Below are 14,208 nucleotides of genomic sequence, written 5' to 3' on the forward strand. Positions count from 1 at the left end.
GCTGCCTTGCCGGCCGAATCCAAACCGGACCCGGTGGCGCAAGCCATAAACGAGGCTGTTCCCGCCAAGCCCGAGTTTGCCGCCTTGCCAAGCGTCGGCCCGGTTCCCCAGTCGAGGCCCGAGCCGCCGAAAGCCGCCCCGAAACCGGAAGCATCGGAAACCGCGTCTGCAAAGCAGAGCGATTTCAATGCCGACGAGGTTGCGGCCCTTCTCAACAAGCAGGATGCAACGGGCGGTGGCGCCAAACGGACAACCGAGACCGCCGCACTCGGCGGAACCCGGACAACCCGCGGCAATACGCTCAGTCAGAGTGAAATGGACGCGCTCCGGGGCCAGATCCAGAAGAACTGGAATATCATTCCGGGCATGGCCGATGGCGGCGATGTACGGGTTACGGTAAAGATGAGACTTGATCTGGCAGGGAACATTGTGGGGCAGCCTGACGTTACCGCGACAGGCGGATCAGAAGGCGTCAGGCGTACATTGTCAGGCAGCGCACGACGCGCCGTGCTGAAATCCCAGCCTTACCAGTTGCCTCAAGAGAAGTATGATTCATGGGCTGAAGTGATCGTGAACTTCGATCCCAGCCAGATGTTCTAAGCGCTGAAAGGCTGCATTATGAAAATGATCAACCGTATTCTTGTCCTGCCATTTGTGATGGTTGCCGCCCTTGCATTGTTGGCGGCGGGACCGGCGCGAGCCGTGGTCGAAATCGATATCAACCGCGCCAATGTCGAACCATTGCCCATCGCAATCACCGATTTTATATCAAACGACGCCATCGGGGCGCAGATTGCCGAGGTTGTGGCGGCCGACCTCAAGCGTTCGGGACTGTTTGCACCGATCGGCAAGGCCGCTTTTATCGAGAAGATCACCAATCCGGATGCGGCACCCCGGTTTGAGGACTGGCGCGTGATCAATGCTCAGGCGCTTGTCACCGGCAGGTTGGTACGCGAAGCCGACGGTCGGCTGCGTGCGGAATTCCGCTTGTGGGATACCTTCGCCAACCAGCAGCTTTCCGGCGAACAGTTCTTCACCAGGCCCGAAAACTGGCGGCGTGTGGCCCATATCATCGCCGATGCGATCTATCAGAGGCTGACCGGGGAAAAGGGCTATTTTGACAGCCGCGTGGTGTTTGTTTCTGAAAGCGGGCCCAAGACTGACCGCAAGAAGCAGCTTGCCATCATGGACCAGGACGGCGCCAACATCCGGATGCTGACCAACGCCAACGATATTGTGCTGACGCCGCGGTTTTCGCCCAGCCGCCAGGAAATCACCTATATGTCGTTCGAAGGCGGTCAGCCACGGGTCTATCTGCTCCAGCTTGAGACAGGCCAGCGCGAACTGGTCGGCAATTTCCCGGGCATGACCTTTTCGCCGCGGTTTTCGCCGGACGGCCAGAAGGTGATCATGAGCCTTCAGCAGGATGGCAACGCCAATATCTACACCATGGACCTGCGCTCGCGTGCCACCACCCGCCTGACCAACACGGCTGCAATCGACACCTCGCCATCCTATTCGCCCGATGGAGCACAGATCGTCTTCGAAAGTGACCGTGGCGGGCGCCAGCAGCTTTACATCATGGGCGCGGACGGTTCGAACCAGCGCCGCGTCTCGTTCGGAGACGGCTCCTATTCGACGCCGGTATGGTCGCCGCGCGGCGATCTGATCGCCTTCACCAAGCAATCGGGCGGCAAGTTCTCCATCGGCGTGATGAAGACGGATGGATCGGGCGAACGGATCCTGACCACGGGATTTCACAATGAAGGCCCGACCTGGGCGCCCAACGGCCGGGTGCTGATGTTTTTCCGTCAACCGGCAGGCGCCGGCGGTCCGCAGATCTATTCGATCGACCTGACCGGGTACAATGAACAGCTGGTGACCACGCCAACCTATGCCTCGGACCCGGCATGGTCGCCGTTGCTGGAGTAGCACAAAGCCGCCAAGGGGGCTGATTTCTGCCGCTTTTACGCCGCATTGTGCGTCCAAATGCGGCTAACGGAATGTAAAACAAGACTTTGTTAACCGTCTTCCTTCAACGCCGGTTAACCGCGACCGGTTACAAACGGTCAACCAGAACTTTCAAGGAGACCGGCCAATGGTCCGCATGCAAGAATTTGCCCGCAACCCGGCGATGCTCGCGCTTTTCGCAGCGCTTTTGCTGACCGGTTGCGCTTCCAAGAAGAACAACCTTCCCAATAATGCCGCTGACCTCGGCCTTGCCGGCAATGCGACGCCGGGATCGCAGCAGGATTTCACGGTCAATGTTGGCGACCGGATCTTCTTCGACACCGATTCATCAGTGGTCCGCGCCGATGCGGCCTCGACGCTTGATCGTCAGGCGCAGTGGCTCAACCAGTATCCGAACTACCAGATCACGGTAGAGGGACACGCCGACGAACGCGGCACACGCGAATACAACCTCGCGCTCGGCGCCCGCCGTGCCTCGGCAACCAGGCAGTACCTGGCTTCGCGCGGCATTGCTGCAAACCGGATCCGAACGATTTCGTTCGGCAAGGAGCGTCCGGTCGCGGTGTGCGACGACATCTCCTGCTGGTCGCAGAACCGCCGCGCCGTCACCGTGCTTGGTGGAGCGGGCAGTTAGTACAGGTTATCGTTCAAACCTGTTCGTTTGAACGATAACGTACTTGCATCATTTGCAAGGGCTACAGCGACCTTTGCGCATCCGACGGGATGCGTGGCGCTGTAGCAGCCGGATCTTCGAACCGGGACAGAGACGGCGGCCTCCAGGCCGCCTTCTTTTCGTTGAACTCGGGTAAAGATCATAGTTTGGCCTGTTTGTGCGTTGATTTGATATCGCGCCATGCGATATTCCAGATGTCCGGGTCATCGCCCGCATAGTGAGGTCAACTGATGAAACCTATTTACAAGATGATTGCAGCCGCGGCGTTTGCCGCGTCTTCGTTTCCGGTCAATGCGTCGCCTTTGTTTTCAGGCTTTTCGCATGGCGCGCCGGTGCCCCCAGCCGCGATAGGCGGCTCCAGAACTCATGAAGAAGCGCCGGTTATTCTGGCTCAATCCGGAGATCCGGTGTTCCGGATCGGACAGCTCGAGGAACAGGTCCGCGCCTTGAATGGCCGAATCGAGGAACTCGGGTTCCAGTTGCTGCAGATGCAGGAGCAGATGCGCCAGATGCAGCAGGACAACGAGTTCCGCTTTCAGGAGCTCGAAAAGACCGGCGATCAGCGCGGCGATGCGGGCCCTTCGATCACCCCGCCGGGGATTGAGGATTCGAGCACCGCATCGACCAGTCAGGAAAGCCAGGGCACCGGCGCACCGCCGGTCGACCTTGGTTCGATCCAGTTCAACGACAAGGGCGACCTTATCGGCGGCATCATCGAGCCGACGGATTCGGGCAACCAGACGGCTTCCCTGTCCGCGCCCGAGGATATCTATCAGGCTGGCTACAATCACATGCTTGCCGGCGACTATGCGCTCGCCGAGCATGTGTTCGAGCAATATGTCAGCCAGCACCCGGACGGAGAACGGGCTTCAGACGCGATGTTCTGGCTGGGCGAGGCGCAGTATTCGCAAGGCAATTATCAGGCTTCGGCACAAACCTTCCTTGATGCTCACAAACGTTATCCGCAAGCCGACAAGGGGGCGGACACGCTGCTCAAACTCGGCATGTCGCTGGCCAAGCTCGACAATCGCGACACCGCTTGCGCAACGCTGCGCGAAGTTCTGATCCGCTACCCGGGAGCGTCGGCAGCGGTTCGCGCCAAGGTCAGTGAAGAGCAGCTTCAGGCAAGCTGCTAGGCCCGAGGGCGCCCTTGATGCTGGAACCGCCGGCGCCGCACTCACGAATGCCATCTGGCTTCCGGCAATATCTTTCTGAATTTCTGGCTGAAATGACGGACCGCCGACCGCTGGGCGTTGCCGTGTCGGGTGGATCGGATTCGCTCGGATTGCTTTACGGTCTTGCCAGTGTCTGCGCGCCGGGAAAACTGTTTGCGCTGACCGTCGACCATGGTCTGAGATCCGGATCAGCCGACGAGGCGCGCCGGGTCAAGGCCCATTGCCGCAGGCTCGGTGTCTGTCACGAAACGCTCAGGTGGGAAAACGCTCAGCCGGGCTCAGGGCTTCAGGCTGCGGCCCGTGCGGCGCGCTACCGGTTGCTCGGATTGGCTGCCGGGAGGCTCGGTCTCGCAGCCGTCCTGACAGGCCACACCAGCGACGATCAGCAGGAAACGCTGGAAATGCGCCGCGCCCGCAGCCCTTCCGAGCGCGCCGCCGGGCTGGCCGGAATTCCGCTGGCGACACTGTTTGATGGCCGCATGTGGGCGTTGCGGCCGCTGCTCGGTGTTGGCCGGGCCGAGATCCGCGACTTTCTCCGGGGCGCCGGGGTTGAATGGATCGAGGATCCGTCCAACAGCGATGCCCGTTTCGAGCGGGTGCGCATTCGTGGTCTGCTGAAGGAAGCACACCGTGCTGCGAACACAGAAGATGGCGCGCGGATCGCCGCCCTGAGGTTCCGGCTTGCCCAAAGAGCGGCGAGCTATATCGAGGGCCGCTGTTCTTTCGAAACCGCTGACACGGTTCGGATGAAGTGCGGTTGGGATGAGGATCCGGAAGTGGTGGCCGCCGTGATGGAAGCGCTGGTCGATCTGTGCGGAGGTGCCGAACGGCCACTCGACAGACGCGGCAAAGCGACGCTGCGCGCGTGTATGCGAACCTGGGCCAGTCTCTCGTCGGATGACCGGAATGGCCGGGCAATCACGCTTGGACGCACGATGATGCAAATGCGGGGAGGGGACGTGTTGATCCGGCGCGAGCGGCGCGGCCTTAACACTCTTGACCTTGAGCCAGGTGCCTCGGCAGTCTGGGACGGTCGCTATCGCATCGAAAATCTGAGCAGAACCTCGTTTCTGCGGGTGGCCGGTGGCGGTCCGCATGGTGTTTCGCCATCGTTTAGCCGGCATTTGAATGCAAGAAAGCATGGATGGGTCGCGCAGAGCGGTGTCGAGGGCGGTTTTTTGTGCCAACGGTTAATCGGCCGCAGTTCGTGTATTTTGCCGGTGTATGAGCTGACACTGGCCCAGGCATTGGCGCATTTGGCGGGCGGGAACCGGTTTCCGGAGTGCCCCTGGGACGTTTCGGGGAGCAATATGGCTTCAACAACCGTCAAAGCAGGATGACAAAGCCCGCCGGTAGCCTTGGCAACGCCCTGCCAGGCTCCTATGTTAGAGAGTAAGTATCGAAATTCGGTTTTACGCCGGTGGCCGCAGGCCAAGATTCCCGAGGACGAGCATGAATCCCAACTTCCGCAACTTCGCCCTATGGGCAATCATCGCGCTCCTGTTGATCGCATTGTTCAACATGTTTCAGAGTCCGAGTGAACGGACCACCGGACGCGACATCGCCTATTCCCAGTTCCTCAAGGATATCGATACCGGCCGCGTGCGCGATGTGACCATTGTCGGTGAACGCATTTCCGGCAACTACACCGATTCCGCTACCGGCTTTCAGACCTATTCGCCCGGCGATGCAGGTTTGATCCAGCGGCTCAATGATCGCAATGTCACGATCACCGCCCGTCCGGAAGTCGACAGTTCCAACACGCTTATCGGGTATCTGATTTCCTGGTTGCCGATCCTGCTCATTCTCGGCGTGTGGATATTCTTCATGCGGCAGATGCAGGGCGGGTCGCGCGGCGCCATGGGATTTGGCAAGTCGAAGGCGAAACTGCTGACCGAAGCGCATGGCCGTGTCACCTTCGCCGATGTTGCCGGCGTGGACGAAGCCAAGCAGGATCTCGAGGAAATCGTCGAATTCCTGCGCGATCCGCAGAAGTTCCAGCGGCTTGGTGGCAAGATCCCGCGCGGCGTATTGCTCGTGGGCCCTCCCGGCACCGGCAAGACGCTGACGGCCCGCGCGGTCGCCGGCGAAGCCAATGTGCCGTTCTTCACCATTTCAGGGTCGGATTTCGTTGAAATGTTCGTCGGCGTTGGCGCAAGCCGTGTTCGCGACATGTTCGAGCAGGCCAAGAAGAATGCGCCCTGCATCATCTTCATCGATGAAATCGACGCCGTCGGCCGTCACCGCGGCGCCGGACTTGGCGGCGGCAATGACGAGCGCGAGCAGACGCTCAACCAGTTGCTTGTCGAGATGGACGGTTTTGAAGCCAATGAGGGCATCATCCTGATCGCGGCAACCAACCGTCCCGACGTGCTTGACCCCGCGCTGATGCGTCCGGGCCGGTTCGACCGTCAGGTCGTTGTCCCGCTTCCCGACGTCAATGGCCGCGAGAAGATCCTCAAGGTGCATGTCCGCAACGTGCCGATGGCGCCGAATGTCGATCTCAAGGTTCTGGCCCGCGGCACACCCGGCTTCTCCGGTGCTGATTTGATGAACCTGGTCAATGAAGGCGCGCTGCTGGCGGCCCGGCGCAACAAGCGTATTGTCACCATGGCTGAATTCGAAGATGCCAAGGACAAGGTGATGATGGGAGCCGAGCGTCGCTCGACTGCCATGACGCAGGAAGAAAAGAAGCTGACTGCCTATCACGAAGCCGGCCACGCCGTCGTCGCACTCAATGTTGCGGTGGCCGACCCGGTGCACAAGGCAACCATCATTCCGCGCGGCCGCGCACTGGGCATGGTCATGCAGTTGCCTGAAGGTGACCGCTATTCCATGAGCTACAAGTGGATGGTGTCGCGGCTGGCGATCATGATGGGCGGGCGCGTTGCCGAGGAACTGACCTTCGGCAAGGAAAACATCACCTCCGGTGCGTCATCCGACATTGTCCAGGCCACCAAGCTGGCCCGTGCAATGGTGACCGAGTGGGGTTTCTCCGACAAGCTCGGACTGGTCGCTTATGGTGAAAACCAGCAGGAAGTCTTTTTGGGACATTCTGTTGCGCAGCAGAAAAACGTGTCTGAATCCACGGCCCAGACCATCGACAGCGAAGTTCGCCGTCTGATCGATCAGGCCTATGTCGAGGCGCGCGAAATCCTGACCAAGAAAAAGAAGGGCTTTATCGCCATCGCGGAAGGTCTGCTTGAGTATGAAACGCTGACTGGCGAGGAAATCAAGGCGCTGATTCGTGGCGAAAAACCCGCGCGCGATATCGGTGATGACACGCCTCCGAGCCGTGGAACCGCTGTGCCGACCGCCGGCGCCAAGAAAGGCGGCGCTGGCAAGAAGGGTGATGAGCCCGATGCAGGCATGGAGCCTCAGCCGCAATAGCGTTGTGATTTCATCAACCATAACCGCATCAAATTGCAAACAGCCGCCGTTTGGCGGCTGTTTTGCTTTCTGTGCAACGGTTTGTAACAAAATCTGATTTTATTATGGAATGGAATTGGAGGATCAGTCTGGGTGACGATAATCAATAAAACGGCATTGTTCCGGGGGCTTTCATGAGCAGACGATATTTTGGCACGGATGGAATTCGTGGCCAGGCGAACAAGGCCCCGATGACACCGGACCTGGCAATGCGCGTGGGCATAGCCGTTGGAAACCTGTTTCGGCACGGCGATCACCGGCACCGGGTCGTGATTGGCAAGGACACTCGGCTGTCGGGCTACATGATCGAGAACGCCCTTGTGGCGGGATTTACCGCGGCAGGCGTCGATGTGTTTCTGCTCGGGCCGATTCCGACGCCGGCTGTTGCGATGCTCACCCGATCGCTCCGCGCCGATATCGGCGTGATGATTTCCGCCTCCCACAATCCCTACCAGGACAATGGCATCAAGCTGTTCGGGCCCGATGGCTTCAAGCTGTCGGATGAACTTGAACACCGTATCGAGGAACTGATGGATGAGGATATCCATCTGCAACTGGCGCGGCCGGACGCCATCGGCCGGGCCAAGCGGATTGACGGTGTTCATGACCGGTACATCGAATTTGCCAAGCGGACCCTGCCCAAGGACATCACGCTGTCGGGCATGCGCGTTGTTGTCGATTGCGCCAATGGCGCGGGCTACAAGGTCGCACCTGCCGCGCTTTGGGAGCTGGGCGCGGATGTGATTGCAATCGGCGAAGAGCCGAACGGCACCAACATCAACCTGAATTGCGGCTCGACCCACCCTGTTGCGCTGTCGCGCAAGGTCCACGAAGTGCGTGCCGATATCGGCATCGCGCTGGACGGCGATGCCGATCGCGTGCTGATTGTCGATGAGACCGGAGCCGTGATCGATGGTGACCAGTTGATGGCGCTTATCGCTGAATCCTGGGCCGCCGAGAATGTGCTGCGCGGCAATGGCATTGTCGCCACCGTGATGTCGAACCTTGGCCTGGAACGCTTCCTCAACGGGATTGACCTGTCGCTTGCCCGGACCAAGGTCGGCGACCGCTACGTCGTCGAGCACATGCGCAAGAATGGTTTCAATGTCGGCGGCGAACAGTCGGGCCATATCGTGCTGACCGATTTCGCCACCACCGGAGATGGCCTGGTTGCGGCGTTGCAGGTGATGGCGTGCGTCCAGCGCATGGGACGTCCGGTTTCAGAAGTATGCCGCAGGTTCGAGCCGGTGCCGCAGGTGCTCAAGAATGTCCGGCATTCGGGCGGCCATCCGCTCAATGACCAGCTGGTCAAGACGGCCATCGCCGAAGCAGAGGCCGCCCTTGGCAACTCGGCCCGGCTGGTTATCCGGCCTTCCGGCACGGAACCGCTGATCCGGGTCATGGCCGAGGGTGACGACCGCAATCAGATCGAGACCGTAGTCGACCAGTTGATCAATGTGATTTCAGGCGCACGCAACGCGGCCTAATGCACGGCGCGCAAAATACATGGCGCGCAAAAGTGTGCCGCGGTTTTGCGCGCCCTGCAGCAACAGCGAGCAAACGCGCGTCACCTGACACCGTTTGAATGCGATGTGTTCGATCGGCTTTGCCACTTGACGCGCAATCCGCGAAACCGGAACAGCCCCACTCTCCACACAGACCTCAAATCGCTCCAATGCCGGGCATCGCACCCGATGTGCGATACAGGAGCGTGATGGATGAGCCCAGGGCCGGCGTGGCGGAAACCCGAATCTGGAAAATGCGTTCGGCACTGCCAGTGTTTTCCACATCCCGAAGCGATTGCTACAAAGTGGTTTTGCTGTGTCGGTGCCGTCTGTTGGCCGGTCTATGCAACCTATTCTTGGTAAATAGACGTGGTTAAGCGTGCTTTAACCATTGTCGGTCATTGTCTGTGACGAACCCACAAGCGTGTTGTCTCCAAAACTGGTGGCAGCGCCTGTCCCGACAATGGAGTCTCCCATGAAAAAGATCTTCCTGGCTACCACGGCCATGGTGTTTGCCGGTGTTGGATCGGCAGCAGCCGCTGACATTCTGCCGCCTCCCATTGTTGAGGCACCGGTCTATGAAATGCCTGCACCACAGCCGGTTGCGGCAGCCAGTGGCTGGTATCTGCGCGGCGATGTCGGCTATTCCTGGAACGAGATCAGTGGTGCGGAATTCTTCCAGGGCGGCAGTTCTGCTGCTTATGTGCCTTTCGCCACCACGTCGCTGCGATCATCCTACAGCGTCGGAGCCGGCGTCGGATACAAGGTCAACCGGTACCTGCGTACAGATGTGACGCTTGATTATTTTGGTGACACAGACTTTCGTGGATCAACGCAAGGCGGGTGCGGAACACCCGGCCTGAGCCCGTGCACCTCGACCGATATTTCCACATTCTCCGCGATCAGCCTGCTCGCCAACGCCTATGTGGACCTTGGCACTTATGGCCGTTTCACACCTTACGTCGGTGCTGGTATCGGTGGAACACGGGTTGATTGGAAGGGTCTGAGCAACACGTCTTGCTCGAATGCCAACCCGGCATTGTGCGATCCCACCGTCACCCACTCCGGCGAGGCGTCCTGGCGCTTCACTTACGCGCTTATGGCCGGCGCTTCGGTTGACCTGACCTGCAACCTGAAAGCCGACGTCGGCTATCGTTACCGCCATATCGAAGGCGGCAAGATGTTCGGTTACGCTTTGAACGGCGGCCCCGGTTACGACAAGAGCATGTCTTCTCATGAGGTGCGTGGCGGTCTTCGCTATGGCTTCAACGGTTGCGCCCAGGAAGAAGTCTACATCGAACCTGCGCCAATCATGCCTGCTGTCTACAAATAGGTTGCAGCCTCAAGACACGGTTTAACCTATTCGTATCAAGCCGCCCGGTGCTTTTGCCGGGCGGCTTTGTTTTGTTCTCGAGCAAGACTGAAAAGACCGGGTGCGGCGGCAATGAGCGTAATCCGCATGGTTAATAGACATGCTTAACCGCGGCTTAACCAGTCGCGGTCATAGTTGTTCTCACAGCAATTCCGGAGGCCTTTCAGCAAGACCGGATCTATTGAAGGGAAATCAGCTATGGTAATGCGAACCGCTGTGACGACTTGCATTGTAGTTTTGGCCGGGCTCGCAGCGTCCGCACAAGCTGCGGATCTCGATGAAATCATCTATGCCCCGGACTTGCCGATGACCCAGCCGGTCGAAATCGGCTCGGGCTGGTACCTGCGCGGCGATCTTGGCTACTCGACCCGGACACGCGGCGCGGCGACCAACTATTCGGTCTTCACTGCCGGGCCCACTTATACCGGTGCGGCATTCGACTCGTCGTCCCTCGACAGTGACTGGTCGGGATCCTTGGGTGTCGGTTACAATTTCACCGACTATCTCAGAGGTGATCTCACCTTTGATTTCACCGAGGGAACGTTTTCCGGCGCCACCAGTTCAGCATTCCCATGCGGGGCAGGGCCGGTCGGAACAGGCTGCGCCAGCACCGACACGCAGGGTTTCGAGCAATTTGGCATCATGGCCAATGCCTATGTCGATCTCGGCACGGTTGCAGGGTTCACGCCCTATGTCGGCGCGGGCGCCGGCATGACGCGGGTGATCTGGGGCACGCTGAACAGCGCCAACCGTTGCGTCGGCGCTGGGTGCGGTGCGACGCCGGTAACCGGCACGACAAGCCCGGGCGAGAAAAGCTGGCGCTTCACCTACGCCCTGATGGCCGGCATGACCTACGACCTGACTAAGGACCTCAAGCTGGATCTGGGGTACAAATACTCCAAGATCGACGGCGACGCGCAATTTGGCTATGACGCAGCCACCGCGGCAGCCGGCGCAACCGGCGTGCAGGCTTCCGACAACGGGTTCGAGAATCACGAAGTCCGGGTCGGTCTGCGCTACAATCTCTGGTAGGTCAAGCCTGCAATCAGACACTTGAGAGGGCGGATCATCTCCGCCCTTTTTCGTATGCTGCAGCGCATAATGCAACTTGACAGCCAATTGATCGAGGTCTAATCCCGCCAGTGGGCCACCCCTCCCCAACGAGGGGCCACTATCTGGAAGGATAGAATTATGATGACTGACACGAAGCCGGACCTGCGTCCGGCCAACCCCCGTTTTTCTTCTGGTCCCTGCGCCAAGCGTCCCGGTTGGACGCCTGAAGCGCTCGTCGATGCGGCTCTCGGCCGCTCGCACCGGGCCAAGATCGGCAAATCCAAACTCAAGCAGGCCATTGACCTGTCGCGCGAAGTTCTCGGCGTGCCGGCTGACTACCGCATCGGCATCGTTCCGGCGTCCGACACCGGCGCTGTCGAGATGGCGCTGTGGTCGATGCTCGGCGCCCGCGGCGTCGATATGGTGGCCTGGGAGAGTTTTGGCGAAGGCTGGATCACCGATGTCGCCAAGCAATTGAAGCTTGATGATGTGCGCAAGATCACCGCACCCTATGGCGAATTGCCGGACCTCAAGCAGATCGATTTCGATCGCGACGTGGTTTTTACCTGGAACGGCACCACCTCGGGCGTCCGCGTCCCCGATGCTGATTTCATTCCCGCCGACCGGCAGGGGCTGACCATTTGCGACGCAACTTCCGCGGCGTTTGCGCAGGACCTCGACTTCGCCAAGCTCGATGTCACCACCTTCTCCTGGCAGAAGGTGCTGGGCGGCGAGGGCGGCCATGGCGTGCTGATCCTCAGCCCGCGCGCTGTCGAGCGGCTCGAGAGCTACGTGCCTGCCTGGCCGCTGCCGAAGATCTTCCGCATGACCAAGGGCGGCAAGCTGATCGAAGGTATCTTTACCGGCGAGACCATCAACACCCCGTCGATGCTCTGCGTCGAGGACTACATCGACGCGCTGAGCTGGGCCGAACGTGTGGGAGGCCTCAAGGGGCTGATGGCCCGCGCCGACGCCAATGCGAATGTATTGCACCGTTTCGTCGCTGAAAATGACTGGATCGGCAATCTGGCCAAGGTCGAGGCGACCCGGTCCAACACCTCCGTCTGCCTGGTCATCACCGATCCGGAGATTGCAGCGCTTGCGCCCGACGCGCAAGCCGCTTTCGCCAAGGCCATGGTTGGCCGTCTCGACAAGGAAGGCGTGGCGCTGGATATCGGCGCTTACCGCGATGCGCCTGCGGGCTTGCGGATCTGGTGCGGCGCGACGGTCGAGACCGCTGATCTCGAAGCGCTGACGCCGTGGTTGTCGTGGGCTTTCGCCCAGGAAAAAGCCGCGCTCAGGCAAGCTGCCTGATCAAAGTCCTGATAACCGCGCCGGTCTGATCCAGCGCGGTCCACGCTGCCCAATCCCATCATTCAGACCTTATCAATGGAGGCCATCATGGCACCTCGCGTACTCGTATCCGATGCCCTGTCGGAAACCGCCGTCCAGATCTTTCGCGATCGCGGCGTTGAAGTGGATTTCATGCCGAAGCTCGGCAAGGACAAGGAAAAGCTGCTCGAAATCATCGGCGACTATGACGGCCTTGCCATTCGCTCGGCCACCAAGGCGACCGAGAAGCTGATCGCAGCCGCGACCAATCTGAAAGTTATCGGCCGCGCCGGTATCGGCGTCGACAATGTCGACATTCCGGCCGCCTCGCGCCGCGGCATCATTGTCATGAACACGCCGTTCGGCAATTCGATCACAACGGCAGAGCACGCCATCGCGCTGATGTTCGCCGTGGCCCGCCAGCTTCCCGCCGCCGACACGTCGACGCAGGCCGGCAAGTGGGAGAAATCGAAATTCATGGGTGTCGAGATCACCGGCAAGACGCTTGGCGTCATCGGTGCGGGCAACATCGGCGGAATCGTCTGCTCGCGCGCCATTGGCCTGAAAATGCATGTCGTCGCCTATGATCCGTTCCTGTCGAAGGAACGCGCCGAGGAGATGGGCGTCACCAAGGTCGAGCTCGACGAATTGCTGGCCCGGGCCGATTTCATCACCCTGCATGTGCCGATGACCGACAAGACCCGCGGCATTCTGGGTGCCGAAGCGCTGGCCAAGACCAAGAAGGGCGTTCGCATCATCAACTGCGCCCGTGGCGGCCTGGTGGACGAGGCGGCTCTCGCCGAGGCGATCAAGTCGGGCCACGTCGCAGGCGCGGGCTTTGACGTGTTCGAGGTCGAGCCCGCCACCGAAAGCCCGCTGTTCGGCCTGCCCAACGTGGTCTGCACCCCGCATCTGGGCGCCTCCACCACCGAAGCGCAGGAAAACGTCGCGTTGCAGGTTGCCGAGCAGATGTCGGACTATCTGGTCAAGGGCGCGGTTAGCAATGCCATCAACATGCCCTCGATCACAGCGGAAGAAGCGCCGATCCTCAAACCCTTCATCCGGCTCGCCGATGTGCTCGGCTCGTTTGCCGGTCAGGTCACCGAGAGCCCGATCAAGGAAATCGAGATCCTCTATGACGGCGTCACATCGGGGATGAACACCAAGGCCCTGACCTCGGCACTGCTGGCCGGGCTGATCCGCAACCAGGTGGCCGATGTCAACATGGTTTCAGCGCCGATCATGGTCAAGGAAAAGGGCATCATCCTGTCCGAGGTCAAGCGCGACAAGACCGGCGTCTATGACGGCTACATCAAGCTCACCATCACCACCGAACGCCAGACCCGTTCGGTCGCGGGCACGGTGTTCTCGGATGGCAAGCCGCGCTTCATCCAGATCAAGGGCATCAACATGGATGCCGATGTCGGCCAACACATGATCTACATCGCCAACACCGACGTGCCCGGCATGATCGGCTTCATGGGTTCGACGCTGGGCGACGCCGGCGTCAACATCGCCAACTTCCAGTTGGGCCGCGAAAAGGAAAGCGGCGACGCCATCGCGCTGCTCTATGTCGACGGGGTCGTGGACCAGGCTGTGCTCGACAAACTCACCGCCCATGAGGCCATCAAGCAGGCCAAGCCGCTGGTGTTTAACGTCGACTGAGGTTTGTGGATGAGTGAATGAATTTGCCGCCTC

10 protein-coding genes and 1 pseudogene are annotated in these 14,208 nt (G+C 60.2%); all 11 read left to right on the plus strand.

Features of this window, described 5'->3' with window-relative positions; all coding sequences use genetic code 11:
* A pseudogene (locus ABJN75_RS19855) lies at positions 1–600 on the plus strand (hypothetical protein); the annotation flags it as partial.
* A gap of 18 nt (positions 601–618) precedes the next feature.
* Complete coding sequence (gene tolB, locus ABJN75_RS19860; protein WP_348441330.1) at positions 619–1,932, plus strand: Tol-Pal system beta propeller repeat protein TolB; 1,314 nt, start codon at positions 619–621, stop codon at positions 1,930–1,932.
* A 166-nt stretch (positions 1,933–2,098) separates the two neighbouring features.
* On the plus strand, positions 2,099–2,605 hold the full coding sequence (gene pal / locus ABJN75_RS19865; RefSeq protein WP_348441331.1) for a peptidoglycan-associated lipoprotein Pal: 507 nt from the start codon (positions 2,099–2,101) through the stop codon (positions 2,603–2,605).
* A gap of 269 nt (positions 2,606–2,874) precedes the next feature.
* The gene (gene ybgF, locus ABJN75_RS19870) at positions 2,875–3,780 is read left to right on the plus strand and encodes a tol-pal system protein YbgF (RefSeq protein WP_348441332.1); all 906 of its coding nucleotides are present in this window, start codon (positions 2,875–2,877) and stop codon (positions 3,778–3,780) included.
* A gap of 92 nt (positions 3,781–3,872) precedes the next feature.
* Positions 3,873–5,159 carry a tRNA lysidine(34) synthetase TilS gene (gene tilS, locus ABJN75_RS19875; protein ID WP_348441333.1) on the plus strand — a complete coding sequence of 429 codons (1,287 nt, stop codon included), beginning with the start codon at positions 3,873–3,875 and terminating at the stop codon, positions 5,157–5,159.
* A gap of 112 nt (positions 5,160–5,271) precedes the next feature.
* Positions 5,272–7,209 (plus strand): ATP-dependent zinc metalloprotease FtsH, encoded by a 1,938-nt coding sequence (gene ftsH, locus ABJN75_RS19880; protein ID WP_348441334.1) that lies wholly within the window; start codon positions 5,272–5,274, stop codon positions 7,207–7,209.
* A 173-nt stretch (positions 7,210–7,382) separates the two neighbouring features.
* Positions 7,383–8,735, plus strand: a complete 1,353-nt coding sequence (gene glmM, locus ABJN75_RS19885) for a phosphoglucosamine mutase (RefSeq protein WP_348441335.1) — start codon at positions 7,383–7,385, stop codon at positions 8,733–8,735.
* Positions 8,736–9,228: 493 nt separating this feature from the next.
* Entirely contained in the window at positions 9,229–10,086 is an 858-nt protein-coding gene (locus ABJN75_RS19890) for an outer membrane protein (protein WP_348441336.1), read from the plus strand.
* A gap of 237 nt (positions 10,087–10,323) precedes the next feature.
* A complete protein-coding gene (locus ABJN75_RS19895) occupies positions 10,324–11,157 on the plus strand; it encodes an outer membrane beta-barrel protein (protein ID WP_348441337.1) in 834 nt (277 codons plus the stop codon).
* Between the two features lie 159 nt (positions 11,158–11,316).
* Complete coding sequence (locus ABJN75_RS19900) at positions 11,317–12,492, plus strand: phosphoserine transaminase (RefSeq protein ID WP_348441338.1); 1,176 nt, start codon at positions 11,317–11,319, stop codon at positions 12,490–12,492.
* Between the two features lie 87 nt (positions 12,493–12,579).
* Positions 12,580–14,175: a phosphoglycerate dehydrogenase gene (serA, locus tag ABJN75_RS19905; RefSeq protein ID WP_348441339.1), complete on the plus strand. Its 1,596-nt coding sequence runs from the start codon at positions 12,580–12,582 to the stop codon at positions 14,173–14,175.
* Positions 14,176–14,208 lie beyond the last annotated feature (33 nt).

It is taken from the genome of Hoeflea sp. (assembly GCF_039975035.1).
Lineage (GTDB): Bacteria > Pseudomonadota > Alphaproteobacteria > Rhizobiales > Rhizobiaceae > Hoeflea.